We start from the raw sequence: 20,347 nt of genomic DNA, 5'->3' as shown, positions 1-20,347 counted from the left end.
GCTGCAAACGCGCGTTCGCCGTCGGAGACCTCCGTTGTTCGCGCGAAGCCTTCTACGAGGTCCAAGACTCCGGCATCCGAGAAAGCCGTTCGCCACGAGCCGGAGAAAGAAACCGTTTCCCTCGCGGCAGCCATGGCGCCGGCCGAAAAAATTGCGCCCAAAGCTTCAGGGAAAAAGCCGGAAAAAGCCGAACCGGAAGTGAAGCTGGTTAGCGCGAAGCTCGGTCGGGCGGATCAAAAGAAGCCGGTCGAACTCGCTTCAGCCGAATCTCCCGCGAAAGTTACGGAAGCTGAGGCATGGTCACGACATTCAAAGAAATCAGAGGACTCTGACGAAATACCGCCCGCTCCGATTTCTGCCGCCGATTCGCCGTCAGCACCTGAGCCGATAGCCCCCGAACGCCTAGAGACTGCGGAGCTATTGCCCTCAGAGACAGCTAGTGCAATTCCGGCTCCGACGCCGACGCCAGAAGAGTTCCGTCCCTTGGAGAAAATGCCCCCGCCCGAACCGGAATCCGTGCCGGTGGAACCGGAACCGCGATCAGCGTCGCAGGCTCAGCTCGCGCCTGAACCCGAACCGATGCCACACCAGCCTGTTTCAGCGATTCCGTCGATGTTTATCGTTCAGATCACGCCCGAGCTCGCGCCCGTCGCCAAAGTCGGCGGCCTCGCCGATGTCGTGTTCGGACTCGGCAACGAACTGGAAATCCGCGGCAATCACGTCGAAATCATACTGCCCAAATACGATTGCCTACGTTACGACCATATCTGGGGCCTGTGCGAAACCTACAAAGACTTGTGGGTGCCCTGGTACGGCGGCGCCATTCATTGCACCGTCTATTTCGGATTCGTGCATGGCCGCAAGTGCTTCTTCATCGAGCCGCATTCCAGCGACAACTTCTTCAACCGCGGCTGCATTTACGGCTTTAACGACGACGTTCTGCGCTTCGCGTTCTTCACGCGGGCGGCCATGGAGTTTCTCTGGAAATCCGGCAAGAATCCCGACATCATTCATTGCCATGACTGGCAGACGGCGCTGGCGCCGGTGTTTCTGTTCGAGATCTATAAATTCCTCGGCATGACCCACCCGCGGGTGTGCTTCACCATCCACAATTTCAAGCACCAGGGAGTCACCGGCGCGCAAGTGCTCCACGCGACCGGCCTCAACCGGCCCGAATACTATTTCCATTACGACCGGCTGCGGGACAATTTCAATCCCCATGCGATCAATCTGATGAAAGCCGGCGTGGTCTATTCCAACTTCGTGACGACCGTTTCCCCGCGCCATGCCAACGAAGCCAAGGACCAGGGCCAGGGTTTCGGCCTTGAACCCACGCTGCATATCCACCACGTAAAATACGGCGGCGTCGTCAACGGCATCGATTACAACGTGTGGAATCCGGAAATCGACCATCATATCGCGCAGCGCTACGGCGTCGACAACATCGAGGAAAAATACAAGAACAAGAAGGCGCTGCGAGACCGCCTGATGATCGCCGACAACGAAAAACCGATCGTCGCCTTCGTCGGCCGGCTGGACCCCCAGAAAGGGCTGGAACTCATCCGCCACGCCATTTTTTATACGTTGCACCGGCGCGGCCAGTTCGTGCTGCTGGGCTCCAGTCCGGACGGACAGATCAACAGCTATTTCTGGAGCCTGAAACACCAACTGAACGATAACCCGGATTGTCACATCGAAATCGGCTTCAACGAGGAACTGTCGCATCTCATCTACGCCGGCGCGGATATCATGCTGGTGCCGAGCCAGTTCGAACCCTGCGGTCTCACCCAGCTGATCGCCATGCGCTACGGCACCGTGCCCGTGGTGCGGGAAGTCGGCGGCCTGGCGGACACGGTATTCGACAAGGATTATTCGTACAAACCGCTGAACGAGCGCAACGGCTATGTGTTCAGGGATTACGATTACAGCGGGCTGGAATCGGCGCTCGGACGGGCGTTGAGCTGTTACTACGACTATCCCGATCACTTCCGGGAACTGATGAAGAACGCCATGCGCTACGATTTCTCGTGGAAGAATCCGGGACAGGATTACCTCAATATCTACGACCTCATCCGCGAGAAATAAGACTCGCTCGGCAAGACCCGGACGATTATTAACCCGGCCTATAAATATAGGCCGGGTTAATCCGGGGCAGGGTTTTCTTAGCGCGGCGACAAGCCGCGTGAGCCCAGGCCGGGCGTGTACCGGCCTGGGCGGCGGCCCGAAATACCAGGAGGGTATTTACGGGCCTGATTAATAACTCAAGATCGCGAAAGCTCGAGCGGCTTGATCAATACCTTGGAGGCGCGTTGGAGGCTATAAGATGCCCGGCGCGCCTCGGGCAAATCGGCAGTGTTCGCCGGTTCGAAACCGCGTTCCCGGAACCAGTGCGCCGTTTGAGTGGTTAGCGCGAATAGCCGATTCAGATGCAGGGTGCGGGCCTTCGCCTCCAGATATTCGAGCAAACGCTCGCCCCGCTTTTCGCCGCGGTAGTCGTCATGGAGCGCGAGGCAGGCCAATTCTCCCATCCGTTCTTCCCGGAACACATGCAACGCGGCGCAGCCGATAATCAGTCCGTCCCGCTCGATCACCACGAAATCGTGGATATCGGTTTCCAGCCGTTCGCGGGAGCGCGGCACCAGTACGCCGGCTTGCTCGAGCGGCGCGATAAGATCGAGTACCCCCGCAACGTCCTGAACCTTCGCCGGGCGCATGGTTTCGAACGGCGTTCGGCTAATCAGCGTTCCGATACCGTCTCGGGTGAACAATTCGAGCAGTACGGCGCCGTCGATGTGGCGATCGAGCAAGTGAGCGCGCTGTACACCTTCGCGACACGCCCTGACCGCAGCTTTGAGGTGCGGAATAACCTCCTTGTTCGCTAAGGCGCTTTCGTCTTTCAGCAATTCCTCGGCCTCGCCGGTGGTAAGCTGCCGAATCAGCTTCCCGTCGGAACTGGAGATGCAGTCTTGTTCCGTCAACAGCAGCAGCTTGTCGGCCCTGAGGGCGATGGCGGCCGATGTCGCGACCTGTTCGGCATTGAGGTTGAACACCTCGCCGGTGGGCGAGTAACCGATCGCGGAGAGCAACACGATATCGCCCCGGTCCAGTGCTCCGCGAATCCCGTCGACATCGATGCGCCTCACTTCTCCGGTGTTCTGGAAATCCACGCCATCCCGAACGCCCACCGGCTTTGCCGCGACGAAATTGCCCGAGGCTACCCGGATACGCACACCGGCCATCGGCGAATTGGCTAGGCCTTGCGACAACAATGCCTCGATTTCCACCCGAACCGTTCCCGCAGCCTCCTTGACGCATTCGAGCGCCGTTTTATCGGTGATGCGAAGCCCTTGATGATAATTCGCCTCGACGCCACGGAATCTCAGACGGGCGTCGATTTGGGGGCGAATCCCGTGCACCAGAACCAGGCGCACACCCAGTCCGTTGAGCATGGCGAAATCGTGGATCGCGTTAGGGAATCCGCTATCGGCAACGGCTTCCCCGCCGAACGACACGACGAAGGTTTTTCCCCTATGAGCATGGATGTAGGGCGAAGAATCGCGAAACCAGCGAACGAAAACGTCGGGAGAAGTCGATGAAGGCATTTTCCGCTCAAGCCTCGGGCCGGATGCAAAACCGTTCGATCAAACGGCTCAGGATATCGGTTCCTGCACGGATATGAGTCATCGGAAGATACTCGTCGGGTTGATGGGCCTGTTCGATATGGCCCGGCCCCATGACGACGGTTTGCAGCCCGAGCCGTTTCAGAAACGGGGCCTCGGTGCCGAACGCGACGGCGCCGGAATCGTAGCCGCTCAATTCCTCGCAACACCGGACGATTTCCCCGTTGGCATCGCTCTCGAACGGCGGCAATCCCTCGAACATGCGGCGGATTTCGAGGGAAAGCCCATTGGCTTGGGCCAATACCGGCTCCAGCCGTTTTACCAGCTTCTCGTGCAAATCCTCGAGCTCCATTCCCGGCAACGGGCGAATGTCGATCTGGGTTTCGCAGTGCGCGCAAATGCGGTTGGGATTGTCTCCGCCGTGGATAGAACCGAGATTCAGCGTCGGATAATCCACTTTGAACGCCGGATTGCGGTGCCGAGCCCTGAGCTCGGCACGGAAAGCCAGCAATTCCGACAGTACGGCGTGCATGCCATCGATCGCGTTCGCGCCCAAGGAGGGATCGCTCGAATGCCCGGCCTTTCCCCTCACCACGATGGATTCGAGCATGACGCCCTTGTGCATGCGGATCGGCTTGAGACCGGTAGGCTCCCCAATGACGGCGTAACGCCCGAGTTTCACATTGTCCGCTACCAGGGATTTCACTCCCGACATCGAACTTTCTTCGTCGGCGGTCGCGAGAATGACCAACGGATGTCGAAAGTCCTTGGCTTCGAAGCGGTTTGCCGCCTCCAAGGCCAGCGCAAAGAAGGATTTCATGTCGGCGCTGCCGAGGCCATAAATACGACCATCCTTTTCCACGGCCTTGAAAGGGTCCGAAGACCATAATTCGGGATCGCAAGGAACTGTATCGGTATGGCCTGACAGGACTAGTCCGGTGGGATCCTCGCGACTGCCCAGGGTTGCGATCAGATTGGCTTTGCGATCGCCGATAGCACGGATTTCGACAGAAAAGCCCAGTCCGTCCAGCCACTCCGCCAAAAGATGGATGACCGCAAGATTGCTTTGATCATAATGGGGATCTGTGCAACTGACCGAGGGGCGCTCGATGAGCGCCCCGATCATTTCGAGCGTTTCCGGAATGGCCCGGTTCACGACCTTAGATGTCCTCCAGATTCATATCGGTTACCGCACCTTGGGAGGCGGACGATACGAGCTTGGCGTACTTGGCGAGCACCCCTTTGGTATAGCGCGGCTTGGGCTGGCGCCACTCCGCGAGCCGAGAGCGTATTTCGTCCTCGCCGAGGTGCAATGTGATTTCGCGCCTTTCGGCGTCGATGGTAATGGTGTCGCCGTTACGAACGATCGCCAGAGGGCCGCCCGCATAGGCCTCAGGCGTAATGTGACCGACGACGAAACCGTGGGTGCCGCCGGAAAACCGCCCGTCGGTGATGAGCGCCACATCCTTGGCCAAGCCTTTGCCCATGACGGCGGAAGTAGGCGAAAGCATTTCGCGCATGCCGGGACCGCCCTTGGGTCCTTCGTAGCGTATGACGATGACATCGCCTTTCTGCACCGTCCCGTCTAAGATCGCCTTCAGGGCCAATTCCTCACAGTCGAAGACCCGCGCCTGCCCGGTGAAGGAAAGCCCTTCCTTTCCGGTGATTTTGGCAACGGCACCCTCGGGCGCGAGATTGCCTTTCAGAACCACCAAATGGCTGTCCTTTTTGATCGGGTTATCGAGGGGACGTATCATCTCCTGCCCATCGGGATACGGACGCACGTCCGCCAAATTTTCGGCGAGTGTTTTACCCGTTACGGTGAGGCAGTCACCGTGCAAAAGTCCCGCGTCCAGCAACATCTTCATCAAAGGTAAGATGCCGCCGATTTCGATCAGTTCCGCCATGGCGTAGCGTCCGCTCGGCTTGAGATCGGCCAGCATGGGTACTTTCTCGCCGATGCGGGTGAAATCGTCCAGCGTCAGATCGACGCCGCAGGCGTTGGCCATGGCCAAGAGGTGCAACACCGCGTTGGTGGACCCGCCCAACGCGATGACGACCGTAATGGCGTTCTCGAAAGCCGGTTTGCTCATGATGTCGCGGGGGCGGATGCCGAGTTCCAGGAGCTTGAGCACCTGCTGGCCGGCTCTTTCACAATCCGATTGTTTGTCCGGCGAAACCGCCGCCTGGGCGGAGCTGCCTGGAAGACTCATGCCCAGCGCCTCGATGGCCGAAGCCATGGTGTTTGCGGTGTACATGCCGCCGCACGAGCCCGCACCGGGAATGGCCTTGGCCTCGATCTCTTTCAATTGAGCGTCACCGATCTTGTCATTGGCGCGAGCACCGACCGCCTCGAATACCGACACAACGTCGAGTTTCTTATCGCCAAGACAGCCGGGCAGAATGGTGCCGCCGTAGACGAATACCGCGGGACGGTTGAGGCGCGCCAGCGCGATCAGGCAACCCGGCATATTCTTGTCGCAGCCGCCTATGGCCACGACACCGTCGAAGCCCTGACAGCCGACGACCGTCTCGATGGAATCGGCGATGACTTCTCGGGACACCAGCGAGTACTTCATGCCCTCCGTGCCCATCGAGATGCCGTCCGAAATGGTGATGGTATTGAAGATCACGGCCTTGCCGCCGCTTTGATCCACACCGCGGGCTGCGTCGTCCGCCAGACGGTTGATGTGCATATTGCACGGCGTCACCATGCTCCAGGTGGACGCGATGCCGATCTGGGGCTTTTTGAAATCGTCATCCGAAAAACCGACCGCGTGCAGCATGGCCCGGCTCGGCGCCCGTTCCATACCGTCGACGACCTGGGATGAAAAGGAACGGGTTTCTTTATCGCTCATCAGTAATCTCCAACAACAGGACTTAGCCGATTTACGGCTTGTAACACAGTAACAAATCGACTGGCGGCTTAGAGGCCATTATGAACTTTCAAGGATGATCCGAAGAATCGAGCATTCGGCGCAAACGTGGGTAGTCTCGACAGGTTTGCCTGCTTCTGTAATTCAATCCGTTAAGCCGAAATCATTACAGGCGCTAGAACGAACCCCAAGCACTTTTCTTGCGCCAGCTCATGCGCGGCAGGACCACTCCGAGCACGATGCCCCCGAAAAGCACTCCGGCGCCGATCATAAACCAATCTTGACGATGATCCTCATCCAAAGCTTGCTTCTCCCGGCGAATCGTATCCAATTCCCGTTCAAGCTTGATAACGCTTTCCCGCAGCATATCGCGCTCGGCCTGGATTTGGAGAACATTGGCAGAGGCCTGACGTATCGCCATCAGTTCGGTGTTCAGGCGGGTAGTCTCTGCTTGAAGTTGTTGGGCTGTCTTATCGGTACTTTGTTTCCCTGATGTTACGGTAGACAGTTCACTTTTCAGCCGTTTGTTTTCTTCCAATGCTGTCTCGAGTTTTTTGGTCATTTCGTCCAGCTGGTTGATAGCGATTGGCTGATCAGAAAGATACCGACTGAGTATCCATCCCTCCTCACCGCTGTCCAACCGCACGAAGGAATAACCCGTCTGGGGATTTTTCTCGAGCACGTTAACCGCCGTGCCCGAAGGCACCATTCTTACAATCTTGTGTTGTAAGCTCTGACCCCGGCGCAACTGAACTTCCAATCTGTCGGTGACATAGGCCTTCTCGGCGGCGTAAATCGTGACAGGGGCAGAAAGAATAAGTACGAAGAGAATCGTTGTTAACGTATTTTTTTGCATCAGCAGAGCCACTTAACGTTCTAGCAATAGTTAAAGGGTGAGATTTGATTTCTCGCCACGACCGACCCTAGCATGAAAAGCCACAGCGCAGAAGAATTCTCTCGGGCAACATTCGGGCCGGCCCGTATCGCTCTCGCCCGGGCAACGCACATTCCGGCACCGAGAAAGTGTCGCGCTTTTTTTTACCCGCTCGGTTGCGACACTACATTCCCTTGAGCAGGATCTCGGCTTTTTCCCGTTCAGCAAAATTTTTCTTCTCCTTCAACAGGCGCTCCAGTTCCTTGCGTGCCTCGTCTTTCCGCCCAGACTTAGCCAAAGCCTCAGCCAAATGAATACGAATCTGCGCCACATGGGGTGCATGCACGGCAGCGTCCTGCAGTAAATTCAGGCCTTCTTTCTGTTTTCCGTTCTGGACGAAAATCCACCCGACCGTATCCATGACTTCCGGACGATTCTCGGATGCCGGGAGCAATTTTTCGGCTAAAGGCAAAGCCTTGTCGCTGCCCAATTCTTGATACAACCAGGCCAGGTTATTTTGGACGAGCGAGTTTTCCGGCTTCAGGCTTTGAGCTTTTTCGTAAGCCTCCACGGCTTCTTTCCGTCTCCCGGCCTCCTGATAAGCCATAGCTAGCATCATCCAGGACTCGACGTCGTCTTGGGACGATTGCAGCCAATGAGTCAGCCCGTCAAACGCCTCGGTATCCTGCCCCAAAGCATGGCGCGTCTGAAACAACCGCCGCGCCAAGGCCGAGTTCGGAGCCAATTGGAAAGCCTTTTCATAAGACGCGAGCGCTTCCTTGAACAGCTTCTGAGCGAACCGAATGTCGCCATCCATTTGGAAGCCCACAGCTAACTTCGGGTGCTTGGCCTTGATATCTTCCGCTATTTTTAATGCTTCTCGGTAATTCTTGTCCTGAAGGTTGAACTCCGCTTTAGCTAAGAGGGCCGGCATATAATCGGGAGCTTGCTTCAAAACACTTTCCCATTCGACCCTAGCCGCTTGCTTTTCGCCCTTTTTATACAGGACTTGGGCCAATTGATGGCGATATTCCGGATTCCCCGGAACCTTGCTCACCAATTTCTTAAACGTGGCGATGGCACTTGCTCCCTGGTCGTTGGCCGATTGAGCCAAGCCCAGACTTTGAAGCGCCAATGGGTGATCGGGATTATTGGCTTCGGCATCGCGAGCAACCTCCAACGCCTGCAAAGGCTTACCCTGTGCCAGGAAGTATCGGGACAGCAACACCGACGGCTGCAACACCTTTGGATTTCTTTCGCGGGCCTCCTTGAGATGTTTCTCCATATTTTGATAGTCCTTACGCATTTCGGCGATCTGAGCCAGACCGATGAGCGCCGCCAAGTTTTTCGGGTCGCGTTGGAGAATCTGTTGATAACGTTGGGACGCGGCATCATGGTTGTTGCCCCTGAGTTCAAGCTTCGCCAAATTAAGCGCGGCGGTAGCATAATCGGGATTGAGCTTCAATGCCGCCGTCCAGTGCTCGCGCGCCTTATCCGTATCGCCCTTGGACATATAGGCGGTGCCAAGCAAATTATCCGGCATTGGGTCGCCCGGCATCTTGCTCATCAGTTTTCGTGCCGCCTCGATCGCTTCATCCGGCTTCTTCTGCTGGATCAAGGCTAGGACCAACATGACGTCCGCTTGCAACAGGTTTTGATCCAGGTCGACGGCGGATTTGAGATCGACCACGGCCTGTTCCATTTGCCCGGACGCGATACGCCCTAGGGCCAACTGCGCTTTGACCGCCGCTACGTCGGGAGCGAGTTCGGAGGCTCGATCCAGATACTCCGTAGCTGAGTCGTATTGTTTGCCCTGGAGGTAAGCGCTGCCGAGAAGAGCGAGAAACTGTGGATCGTTGGATGCCTGATCCTCGACTCCCTTCAATAGTTCGATGGCGTCATGGGCGCGTCCCAATTTCATCCGTGTCGCGGCCAGCAGCTTTGCCGCAGGCAGATGCTTTGGAACGGCTCCGAGAAATTGAGAAAGATTGTTCTCCGCGGACTCGTATTTCCCCTGTTGGTAAGCGATCGTGCCCAAAAGCAGCCTGCTGGGCGGATGATTCGGAAGCGCGTTGGTTACTTTGACGAGGGCGTCTTCGGCCTCTTGAAATTCCTTCTTCTGAAAGGCTATGACCGCATGAAGATACAGCGCCAACGGCACATCTCCCGCCGCTTTTCGAACCGCATCGACATCTTTTTGCGCATCGTCCGCCTTACCCGAGGCGAGATAAACCGTAGCCCGCCCGAGCCGTGCCCGTATGTCGAAAGGCTGGACCTCAAGCGCCCTGGTGAAGGCATCGGCCGCCCCGGTCAGGTCGCCATCCAGCCGCTTGGTTTCTCCCAAAATAATCCATCCGCTTACATTCTTGGGATCCTTGACAATGGACTGATTGGCGTATTCGATCGCCTTCTTGTACTGTTTTTGCTGCACCTCAAGCATGGCAAGTCCCAACAAGGCGTCGCTCGCCGTCGAGTCGAACTTCAGGGCTGCATCGAAGCTTTCCTTTGCCTGCTCCGGCTCGCGCAGGGCGATTTGAGCCAAACCACGAATGCCGTACACTTGAGCGCGAATCGTACCGGTCAAATCGTCTTCCGGCTTGATTTGGTCCAGAACGGCTTTCGGCTTGTCCTGCAACAGATAGGCCCGCGCCAGGGGAATGATCCACTTTTCTTTTGACGCCCCCAAGTCTCGGGCTTTTTCCAACTCTTTAACCGCCGACGGGCCATCAGCCAACTTGAGATACGACTCCCCGATCAATATGCGCGCGTCGGCATTTTCCGGGTCGCTCTGCAGCAAGTTTTTCAGCTGAATGACCGCCGCCTTAATCTCACCCTTTTGGATGTAATCCTGAGCCTGCTTGAGCAGGTCCACTTCGGCTCTCGCCCAGTCGTGACCGATGACCGACGTTAGCAGGATAAGCGCCTGAAGCGTGCGGGCCATATCAACCTCCTAAATCTTAAGATTGAATTTGCTCAAGAGTGCATAAAGCGTTGGGCGTGTAATCTCGAGGATTTCAGCCGCTTTGGTGACGTTTTCGCCGGCTTCGCTCAGGGCAGCGCAAATCGCTTGCCGTTCGGCCATGTCGCGAGCCTCCCGCAAACTCCATAAGCGCCGTTTGAATTCGCCCGGTGCAAGCTCCATATCCTTGGCATCAATGAGAGGACCCGAGGCCATCACCACCGCTCTCTTGACCTTATGCTCCAACTCCCGAACATTTCCGGGCCAATGATAGGTTTCCATGGCGGCCAGCGCTCCATCGCTGAAACCGAGGATGTTTGCACGACGCATTTGCTGCGCAAACTTGTCCAGGAAAGCGCGCGCCAAAACCGCCACATCTCCGGTTCTTTCCCTGAGCGGCGGAATGTTGATGATCATTTCGTTGATGCGGAAATAAAGGTCTTCTCGAAACTTCCCTTCACTGATCAGCTTCGAGAGATTTTGGTGGGTGGCGCAAATCAAGCGCACATCGACTTTGATCGGCTGCCGCCCTCCGACCCGCTCGACGACCCGTTCCTGCAGCACGCGCAAGAGCTTCGGTTGTAGCGATAGAGGGATATCGCCGATTTCATCGAGAAAAAAGGTTCCGCCGTCGGCCAATTCGAACTTGCCCTTGGTTTGTTGAGTCGCGCCGGTATACGCCCCCTTCTCGAAACCGAACAGTTCGCTTTCCAATAAGCTATCCGGGATCGCAGCCGCATTGACGGCAACAAAAGGCTTTTTCGAACGCGGGCTCAACGCATGAAGCGCGCGTGCGAGTACCTCCTTGCCGGTACCGCTCTCACCCAACAGCAGCACAGTAATATCGGTCGGCGCCAGACGCTCGATCATGCGACAAACTTCGTGCATCTCGGGACTGGCCGCGATGACGCCTTCCAACGGGTTAGTGATGTGCATCCGCCGAAACTGCCGGTTTTCTTCCTCGAGGCTGTAAAGGCGAAATGCCCGCTCCACCACGAAAGACAAGGTTTCCGGATCGATCGGCTTTTGATAGAAGTCGTAAGCGCCGAGCCCGATGGACTTGACCGGATTGACTTGATCATCGTTACCGGTAATGACGATGACCTTGGTTGTCGGCGCGATGGACAGAATCTCGCTGAGCACCGCGAAACCCTCGCTCACGCCGCCCGGATCCGGGGGTAATCCGAGATCCAGCGTAACAACCGCCGGTTGATTACGCTTGACCGCCGCGATTGCGGATTCTCGGTCGTCCGCCATCAGAACTTTGTATTGCTCGAAGTTCCAGCGAAGTTGACTTTGTAGCCCAGGATCGTCTTCGACGATCAACAGAGTTTGCTCGCTCAAGCGGAATTCACCTCGTTTAAGGCAAGCTCGTCGGAATTGGAAACGACGGGAATCGAGAAGCTGAACAGCGTGCGCTTGCCCGGTTCGCTTGTCACGCTGAGTTCCCCACCCAAAGAACGTATATATTCGCGGCTCTCGTACGCACCGATGCCCATTCCGGTCACTCCCTTCGTGGTTTCGAAAGGCTTGAACAGGCGAGTACGGATAAACTCTTCGTCCATGCCTCGTCCATTGTCCTCGATTTCAACGGCAGCATGGCCGCTCTTACTCATCTTCATTCGAATATGCACCCGACCGTTCTTGCCGGCGGCATCCTGAGCGTTCTGGATAATATGCTCGAAAGAAGACGCCAGGCGGTCGCGATTGGCTCTAACCAGGATCGACTGCCTAAACATATCACACGTGGGAATTGGCGCCTGAGCCTTCCGCGACTCCAGCACCTCACGAACAAGCGCCCCGAGGTCAATCACCTTTTCCGACTGCGCTGAGCCGGAGTTTTTCAATTGGGACATCAGCCGGCTCATTTTCCCGACCGCATGATCCACCGTTTTGATGGCATCTCGCATAAATTCGGGATTGTTGTGATGTCGCTCCGCATTGCGCACCACCAAGCTTAGTTGCGCGATAAGGTTTTTCAAATCATGGATGATAAAAGCGGAAAGCCGGTTGAAACCTTCGAACTGTCGAGCTTCGGCCAGAGCCCGGCCGGCATCCTCGAGCGCCAGATAGCTTGCAGCCAACCGACTGGAGGTCTTCAATAGGTCTATGACTTCCCAATTCCAGTGTATCGGAGTACGAGGACGAGTCAGCAGCAACAGTCCCGACATACACCGTTTCTGCTGAAATAACGGCACCAGCAACCATGCGTCGGAAGCGGGTTCGAGCCATATAGGCCGGTTGAGTCCGTCATAAGCCTCCGGCATCGTCACCATCTCGGGCAAATTGACGATCCACTCCTTATCTTCCATGTAGCGAATTACCGCATCGCCCCCATCGACCAGAGGGACATCGAGCTCCGGTTCTCCGAAGCTCGCCCGCCAGACTAAATGCCCGTTCGATTCCCGGACCCAAAGCACACCGCTAGGACTCTCCACGGCTTGCCCCAAAGCCACGATTATGCGTTCTTCGAGCGCTAACCCGGAGCCGGTATCCGAGAGCATCGTAATGATTCGAAGCCACTCCTCCCGGTAATCGTAGGCATAGTTAAAGAAATTCTTGCTTAGAAAAACTCTCGTGCGGGCCCGCATCTGCCCCGAAAAAAGCAGCAATGCGAGCAACAAGAACGCCCCGACCAGGAAAACGATTTGCGCGACGGTTCCCCATTCCCCGCCGTAAATCTTGATGTAATATCCGGCAGTCGCCATGAGCAACAAATAAATGCCGGCCCCGAGCAGAGTCGCGGAATGAAAGACGACCTGACGGGAAACGAACACATCCACCGACCACTGCGGGTTACGGGCGGCAGAAACGATGAAGAGGGGAGGCAACAGGGCTGAGACAGCGCCGCGCGCCAGCCATAGATCTGGATTGATGCGCTGGAACAACAAGGCGTCCGAGTAAAGATAAAAGTCGTAGGCGAACATTCCTCCCAACGCGAAACACAGGAATTTGATCCGCCACCGAAGATCGGTCCGGATATTGCGAAAATATTGTTCGACCAATACCAGACCGATCAAGGCCAAGCCGACGTGGCCGCAGAGCTGAAACGCAGGCTGAAAAACGTCCGGATAGTATCGTTCCAACCCCGGAGAAATCCAGACATAAACCACCTGGAACCCTACCGCCAGATGAACGCCCCGATTGATGATTCTCGACGTTGTCGAATTCGAATCGGCGCCGGCATCTTTAAGCGGGTTGAACAGCTTGCTGAGGAAGAGCAGCCAGACATAGGTGCGGACGATTTCGACCGACCAAACGACTGCCGCGGGGAAAAAGTGAAAGATTTCCTGTATCGCCAGAACGCCGGACCAGGCCGTGGTCACGAATGATGCCAGGACCAGCCAACGTCCGGTAACATTGCCGCGCCAGCTGACGAGCAATAACGCGCTTAAAAAAAGATAAGCGAAGAAACCTGCCAGATAGCTGGCGGCGCCGACAGTCATGCGTCCTCTGCGTTAAATAAGAATGTTCCGCGAATGAGCGTAGTCAGAATATCCGGAACCAACTTTTCTAAGCGGGCATTCAGCGAGCGCCCTTACCCCAAACAACCACTTCGATCGTCTGCAACATAATAAGAAAGTCGAGAAAGAGACTGTAATTCTTGACGTAATACAAGTCGTACTGCAGCTTCTCGATGGCATCCTGATAATTCGACCCATACGGATAACACAGTTGCGCCCAGCCGGTAATGCCCGGCTTCACCCGATGGCGTTCCGAATAATAAGGAATGGTTTCTGCGAACTTTTCTACGAATTCAGGCCGCTCCGGACGAGGTCCGACGAAACTCATTTCACCTTTCAGGACGTTGAACAGCTGCGGCAATTCATCAATGCGAGTCTTTCGGATAAATCGCCCCACCCGGGTGACACGATCGTCGTTCCGTGTTGCCCAGCGCGCTTTGCCGTCTTTTTCGGCATCGGTGCGCATGCTCCTGAACTTTATCACCTTGAACAACCGCCAATTTTTCCCAACGCGCACCTGGTGGTAAAACACCGGCGCACGCCAACCGCTCTCGAGCACAATCGCCAAAGCGGTCAGCAACATGATGGGCCAGCTTACCGCGAGTAAAGCAAGGCTTGCCAATACATCGAATGCGCGCTTGGAAAGCTGCTGAAAGCCGCTGTACCGGAACCCGTCGGAAAAAACCAGCCAACTGGGATGCAGACAGTCGACTCGAATCAGCCCCGCCTCACGCTCGAAGAAGTGCAAAAGATCCACCACTTCCAGACCATTCATCTTGCAGTCCAAAATCTCGTCTACGGCAAGCCCTCCCCGGCGATCATCCGGCGCGACAACGATCTCATCGATATCGTGCGCGATGGCGAATTCGTTGAGAGGCATTTCCAACGCACATAGGCGGTGAGGTTCTATCCGACTGACATCTCCACCCATTTGCACAAAGCCGATAACACGAAAGCTCGGATTGGACGCTTTGTTTTCGAACTCTTGAATCATGTTCGCGTTGTAACCGGCCCCTAAAACCAACACCCGGCGCCTAAGCTCCTGCCGGTCCACGAACTTTAGAAACAGGAAACGCGAGAACAGCGTTAAAACCAGGGCCGATAGCAATGCATAGCCGAATACGCCTCGCCCCACGAAAATCGTCGGAATGGCATAAAAGACCAAACCCATCAGAACCGTACCGAGCACAAAACTGGCCAATACGCGAAGCAGCAAACCCGCATCGCCTCCGTGCTGTGCTCGTTGATAAAGCCCCATGCCGGTAGTGCTTGCCAGCATGAACGTGCAGAACAGCGCGGACGGATTGGTCAGTTCGATCGCCGAAAGGCTGCTTTGGAAATCCGGAAAAAATCGTAGAACCGACCCCATATAAAAGGCCGAAAAGAAAATACCGCAGTCCAGCAGGAAAATAACGACATAAATGCTTGAAATATAATGGCGAAAAACGCGGATCATAAATCTTGCCGATTCCTAATCAGATAGTTGCTGCCAGAGCGTACGAAGCTGCCTTATTCCGACAGAGCTACGGGATGAGAATCGGCCGATCAATTTCGAAGAAAAATTGTATCGAGGTCATACTCAAGCAATGTTCAAGACTGCGATTGCGCGGCAAATCAGTGCTGGCTTACTCGATGAATACCGAGTGAACTGTTCTTATTTATGCTCGCCCCCTAGCGCACGGATTTCTCTTATGCCTCAACACTCACCCCAAAGACGAATGCACTCGAGACTAGTCCGGGCTACGCTCGGCGGAGACCTTAAAGTGCATTTGTCTCCGCGATCTTCCAAACCCCAAGTCGACAAGCCGATAGATATTCGGCTTGCGGTCGTAATCGGGCCACAACTTTAACACATTCGCTTCGTACTAAAAGCGCACCTGATTTTGGATTTTTCATTCAGGAATTCGAGCTTACGATGCATGCCGGCCTTTTAAGGCTACCGCTCGGAAACGATGCTTACCGCAAACGGCCGAACAAGAACAATACGTCAACGTCGCCAATCATTTCCCAATTTCATCTGCATCCCCACAATGCAAGGCGCTTATCGAACGACTCGAAAAACTTCCCGCTTCGATGACCGTCCTTTAGAATTGAAGGCGACATTGCGTTATCGGCGTCGCAAACAGTTCCGTCTTTCATGAAATCGTCTCGCTTTAAATCCGATACCGGCCGACCATGGGACTGAATGCGCGTTGTCAAGGCTTAGTCGTCACAAGACTCCCAAAATATAATCTAAGCTTTCGCTGAATTTCCATGATTTCTCACTCATTTGGAGGCATGATGCGCTCGCTCGCTGAAACGAAGATCGGCATAATCGGACTGGGCTATGTAGGACTTCCGCTCGCTGTGGAATTCGGCAAGCACTTCGATACCGTAGGCCTGGATATCAACGCCCAGCGCATTGCGGAATTGAAAGACGGACTCGACCGATCGCTCGAAGTCGACGCCGAAGAACTCGCCAGCGTAAAACGACTGAGCTATACGGCCAATCCCGCCGATCTCTTGAGCTGCAACGTCTATATCGTTACCGTCCCGACCCCCATTGACGAACACAAACGTCCGGATCTGACTCCCCTGGAAAAAGCCAGCGACACGGTCGGCAAGCTTCTCTCGAAAGGCGATATTGTCATTTACGAATCCACGGTTTATCCGGGAGCAACCGAAGAAGTCTGCGTACCGATCCTGGAGGCTCGATCGGGATTGAGCTTCAACCGGGATTTCTACTGCGGTTACAGCCCCGAACGCATCAATCCCGGCGATAAGGAACACCGCGTGACCACCATCAAGAAAGTCACGTCGGGCTCGACCTCGGAAGTCGCCGACTTCGTCGACGAGCTTTACCGAAAAATCATCACGGCCGGCACTCACAAAGCCAGCAGCATCAAAGTCGCCGAGGCGGCGAAAGTCATCGAGAACACGCAGAGAGACGTGAACATCGCGCTCATCAACGAGTTGGCGATCTTGTTCAACAAGTTGGGCTTGAACACGTTAGAGGTTCTCGAGGCCGCCGGAAGCAAGTGGAACTTTCTTCCCTTCCGTCCAGGTCTGGTCGGCGGGCACTGTATCGGTGTCGACCCGTATTACCTGACCCATAAAGCCCAAGAAATCGGGCATCACCCCGAAATCATCCTGGCCGGTCGCCGCATCAACGACGGCATGGGCGAGTATGTCGCCAGTCGATTGGTCAAACTAATGACTCGGAGGCGCCTTCAAGTCTGTCAATCAAACATTCTCATCATGGGATTGACCTTCAAGGAAAATTGCCCCGACATTCGGAACACACGGGTAACGGACATCATCAAAGAACTCGAGAGCTACAATGCTCGGGTCGATGTTTACGATACGTGGGCGAATCCCGAGGAAGTCAAGGAAGAATACGGCATCGATCTCGTCAGGGAGCTTCCGGCCGGAAAGTACGATGCCGTCGTGATTGCCGTCGCCCACCGGGAATTCAAAGCCATGGGCGTCCAAGCCATTCGGGCGTTGGCAAAACCCGATGGCGTCTTGTTCGATGTCAAGTACGCACTGCCCCACGACATCGTAGATGATTACTTATAATTCACAGGGACATCGCCAATGAAAGTATTGGTCACAGGAACGGCGGGATTTATCGGCGCAGCGCTGGCGCAGGTGCTATTGGCACGCGGGGACGAGGTTATCGGCATTGATAACGTCAACGATTACTACGATGTCGGTCTCAAGGAAGCGCGGCTCGCCCGGCTCAAAAGTCACCCCGGCTTCACGGAAATCCGCATCGCCCTGGAAGACCGCGAGCGTCTGAATCAGGCGTTTGCGGATCACCGGCCGCAGCGCGTGGTGAATCTTGCCGCTCAAGCCGGGGTGAGATATTCGCTGACGCATCCTCATGCATACATCGATGCGAATCTGGTGGGTTTCTGCAATATGTTGGAGGCGTGCCGGCATCACGAGATCGAGCACCTAGTCTATGCCTCGTCCAGCTCCGTTTACGGTGCCAATACCGCCATGCCGTTTTCGGTCCACCACAACGTCGACCACCCGGTGAGCCTGTACGCGGCCACGAAGAAAGCCAACGAACTGATGGCGCACACTTACAGCCACCTCTATGGCTTGCCTACCACCGGCCTGCGCTTTTTCACCGTGTACGGCCCTTGGGGCCGCCCGGACATGGCTTTGTTCATGTTCACCCGGAACATCCTGGCCGGTAAGCCGATAGACGTCTTCAATTTCGGACATCACCGCCGCGACTTCACCTATATCGACGATATTGTGGAAGGCGTAGTCAGAGTTCTTGACAACATCGCGGCGCCCAACCCGAATTGGAACGGCGACCACCCCGATCCCGGCACCAGCAAGGCGCCGTACCGCCTTTATAATATCGGCAATCACCAGCCGGTCGAGCTCATGCGTTTTATCGAAGTTCTGGAGGATTGCCTCGGCAAGAAAGCCGAAAAAAACCTTCTTCCCATGCAAAGCGGCGATGTACCCGACACCTACGCGGATGTGGACGATCTTATCCGTGATGTAGACTATCGGCCGGCAACGCCCATAGAAACCGGGATTTCCAATTTTGTCGGGTGGTACAAAGATTACTATCGTGTGTCCTAGCCGGGCGATGAGGAAAACAGACCCTGAATCGCATTTCCGAAGCGGACACCCATTGGAATGTGAGAGTCTGTGCACTGGCGCCCGGCAAAATCGTCGACTTGCCTCTCATCTCATTTGCGATCCGTCTATCGCTCCATCTGAATGCTGAATTTCCGCAATGCGCAGGTGCCGATACTAGGCTTTGCAGCTTTCAGCGGCACCGGCAAGACCACGCTTTTAAAGAAGATCATCCCGCTGCTCCGATTGAACGAGCTTAGCGTCGGGCTTATCAAGCACAGTCATCACAGCTTCGAAATAGATTATCCCGGCAAAGACAGCTACGAGTTGCGGAGGGCCGGAGCAAGCCCGGTCATGCTGAGTTCGTCGCACCGCCGCGCCATCATCACGGAACACCGGGTAATCCGAGAACCGACGCTAGCCGAGGAGTTGGCTTATTTCGACCAGACCGGCCTGGACCTGATCTTGGTGGAAGGATTCAAGCGAGAACGCTTCCCGAAAATCGAGTTGCACCGTCCTGCTCTCGGCAAACCTCTTTTGTTTCCCGCCGACGACACCATCATCGCGATCGCAACGGACGCCGAACCGGCGGTTGAGCCCAACATACCGAGACTCGATATCAACGATCCGGAACAAATTACCCGTTTCATTTACCAGGAATTTCTTGCCCATGCGCGAGTGTGATTGCTGCTCCGAGAAACAGTCGCAACCCTTGGCATTGGACGAAGCGCTGAATCGGATGCTCAATGCCATATTGCCCGCGGCGGGAATCGAACAGATCCCTTTGAAACAGGCGCTCGGCCGTATCTTGGCGGAACCGGTCTACGCATCGACCGACCTTCCTCCTTTTTCCAGCTCGGCTATGGATGGCTACGCGTTAAGAGCCGATGAAATCCAGGAAACACCCGTGCTTCGCGTCGTCGGTACCGCTTGGGCAGGCCGGCCTCATTCGGCTCCGATCTCGGCCGGGGAGTGCGTGCGGATTTTCACCGGCGCCGCGCTCCCGGAAGGCGCCGATGCCGTGATCATGCTGGAGCACGCGCACCGCGACGGGGATCGAATTCGAGTCACCGAAAAAACCAAGCCGGGCGAATGCATTCGGTCTCGCGGGGAAGAAATAAAATCCGGCGACCGGCTTCTTGACGAGGGACAACGTCTCGGCCCCGCCGAATTGGGACTATTGGCGTCGATCGGCAGTCCCTCGGTTTCCGTCCGCCGCAAACCGCGCGTCGCTTTTTTTTCCACCGGCGACGAGCTCCGCCCTATCACCGAACCGCTGGCATTCGGCGAAATTCATGACAGCAACCGTTATGTGCTGGATGCATTGTTAGCCGGGTTGGGGGTCGAAACGATCGATATGGGCGTGACGGGAGATAACAAGGAAGAAATCCAACGCGTTCTGCTGGAAGCATCGAACCAAGCCGATGCCGTCATCACCTCCGGTGGCGCCTCGGTGGGCGATGCCGATTTCATCACTGAAGTCGTAAAAGAAATCGGCCACATCGATTTCTGGAAAGTCGCCATCAAACCCGGAAAGCCCTTCGTTTTCGGCCGGATCAATTCGAGCTTTTTTTTCGGTTTGCCGGGAAATCCGGTATCTATGATGGTGACGTTTCAACAACTGGCTCGCCCCGCACTGCTGCGCCTGATGGGCGCATCGATCGTCGAACCCTTGCGGCTCCGGGCCGTTTGCACCAATCGTCTTCATAAACAACCCGGGCGACTGGAATTCCAGCGCGGCATTTATCGCCGCGACCCGAACGGCATCTTCACCGTGACCGGCCTGGGCGGTCAAAGCGCTTCACAGATGACCTCCATGAGTTCGGCCAACTGCTTCATCGTTCTTCCCGTCGAAAACGCGGGAATCGAAGCCGGCCAAACCGTGGACGTAGAACCTTTTCACGGCTTCCATCAAGCGATCGGATCCTGAGAAGCGCGCCGTTCACCATGATCACAAACCCCACCAATCC

13 protein-coding genes are annotated in these 20,347 nt (G+C 55.9%); 5 read left to right on the top strand and 8 right to left on the bottom strand.

Annotated elements, in window-relative coordinates; genetic code table 11:
- Positions 1-612 precede the first annotated feature (612 nt).
- Complete coding sequence (locus tag B2A78_RS12870; RefSeq protein ID WP_240502513.1) at positions 613-2,085, top strand: glycogen synthase; 1,473 nt, start codon at positions 613-615, stop codon at positions 2,083-2,085.
- Positions 2,086-2,261: 176 nt separating this feature from the next.
- Here B2A78_RS12870 and argA read toward each other — a convergent pair whose 3' ends face one another.
- The 8 genes from argA to B2A78_RS12830 all read right to left on the bottom strand — a co-directional run bounded on the left by argA (position 2,262) and on the right by B2A78_RS12830 (position 15,249).
- Positions 2,262-3,602, bottom strand: a complete 1,341-nt coding sequence (argA, locus tag B2A78_RS12865; RefSeq protein ID WP_077730399.1) for an amino-acid N-acetyltransferase — start codon at positions 3,600-3,602, stop codon at positions 2,262-2,264.
- Between the two features lie 7 nt (positions 3,603-3,609).
- Complete coding sequence (gene argE, locus B2A78_RS12860; protein ID WP_077730398.1) at positions 3,610-4,776, bottom strand: acetylornithine deacetylase; 1,167 nt, start codon at positions 4,774-4,776, stop codon at positions 3,610-3,612.
- 4 nt (positions 4,777-4,780) lie between these two features.
- Positions 4,781-6,478, bottom strand: coding sequence for a dihydroxy-acid dehydratase (gene ilvD / locus B2A78_RS12855; protein ID WP_077730397.1), 1,698 nt, complete (start codon positions 6,476-6,478; stop codon positions 4,781-4,783).
- A 193-nt stretch (positions 6,479-6,671) separates the two neighbouring features.
- Positions 6,672-7,364 (bottom strand): TIGR04211 family SH3 domain-containing protein, encoded by a 693-nt coding sequence (locus B2A78_RS12850; RefSeq protein ID WP_133716720.1) that lies wholly within the window; start codon positions 7,362-7,364, stop codon positions 6,672-6,674.
- A 190-nt stretch (positions 7,365-7,554) separates the two neighbouring features.
- The gene (gene prsT, locus B2A78_RS12845) at positions 7,555-10,311 is read right to left on the bottom strand and encodes an XrtA/PEP-CTERM system TPR-repeat protein PrsT (protein ID WP_077730395.1); all 2,757 of its coding nucleotides are present in this window, start codon (positions 10,309-10,311) and stop codon (positions 7,555-7,557) included.
- A gap of 9 nt (positions 10,312-10,320) precedes the next feature.
- Complete coding sequence (prsR, locus tag B2A78_RS12840; protein ID WP_205780766.1) at positions 10,321-11,673, bottom strand: PEP-CTERM-box response regulator transcription factor; 1,353 nt, start codon at positions 11,671-11,673, stop codon at positions 10,321-10,323.
- On the bottom strand, positions 11,670-13,775 hold the full coding sequence (prsK, locus tag B2A78_RS12835) for an XrtA/PEP-CTERM system histidine kinase PrsK (RefSeq protein ID WP_077730394.1): 2,106 nt from the start codon (positions 13,773-13,775) through the stop codon (positions 11,670-11,672). The genes prsR and prsK overlap by 4 nt, the downstream gene beginning before the upstream one ends.
- A gap of 79 nt (positions 13,776-13,854) precedes the next feature.
- Positions 13,855-15,249 (bottom strand): TIGR03013 family XrtA/PEP-CTERM system glycosyltransferase, encoded by a 1,395-nt coding sequence (locus tag B2A78_RS12830; RefSeq protein ID WP_077730393.1) that lies wholly within the window; start codon positions 15,247-15,249, stop codon positions 13,855-13,857.
- 821 nt (positions 15,250-16,070) lie between these two features.
- Between B2A78_RS12830 and tviB the strand changes: the two genes are divergently transcribed.
- The 4 genes from tviB to glp all read left to right on the top strand — a co-directional run bounded on the left by tviB (position 16,071) and on the right by glp (position 20,307).
- On the top strand, positions 16,071-17,351 hold the full coding sequence (tviB, locus tag B2A78_RS12825; RefSeq protein WP_276205393.1) for a Vi polysaccharide biosynthesis UDP-N-acetylglucosamine C-6 dehydrogenase TviB: 1,281 nt from the start codon (positions 16,071-16,073) through the stop codon (positions 17,349-17,351).
- Positions 17,352-17,369: 18 nt separating this feature from the next.
- Positions 17,370-18,380 carry an NAD-dependent epimerase gene (locus tag B2A78_RS12820; RefSeq protein ID WP_077730391.1) on the top strand — a complete coding sequence of 337 codons (1,011 nt, stop codon included), beginning with the start codon at positions 17,370-17,372 and terminating at the stop codon, positions 18,378-18,380.
- 141 nt (positions 18,381-18,521) lie between these two features.
- Complete coding sequence (gene mobB / locus B2A78_RS12815; protein ID WP_077730390.1) at positions 18,522-19,061, top strand: molybdopterin-guanine dinucleotide biosynthesis protein B; 540 nt, start codon at positions 18,522-18,524, stop codon at positions 19,059-19,061.
- Entirely contained in the window at positions 19,048-20,307 is a 1,260-nt protein-coding gene (gene glp / locus B2A78_RS12810) for a gephyrin-like molybdotransferase Glp (protein ID WP_077730389.1), read from the top strand. Before mobB ends, glp begins: the two co-directional genes overlap by 14 nt.
- Positions 20,308-20,347: the final 40 nt, after the last annotated feature.

Source organism: Methylocaldum sp. 14B, from assembly GCF_002005105.1.
Lineage (GTDB): Bacteria > Pseudomonadota > Gammaproteobacteria > Methylococcales > Methylococcaceae > Methylocaldum.
Note: the sequence above shows the minus strand (reverse complement) of the source record. Positions and strands in the feature narration are given on the sequence as shown.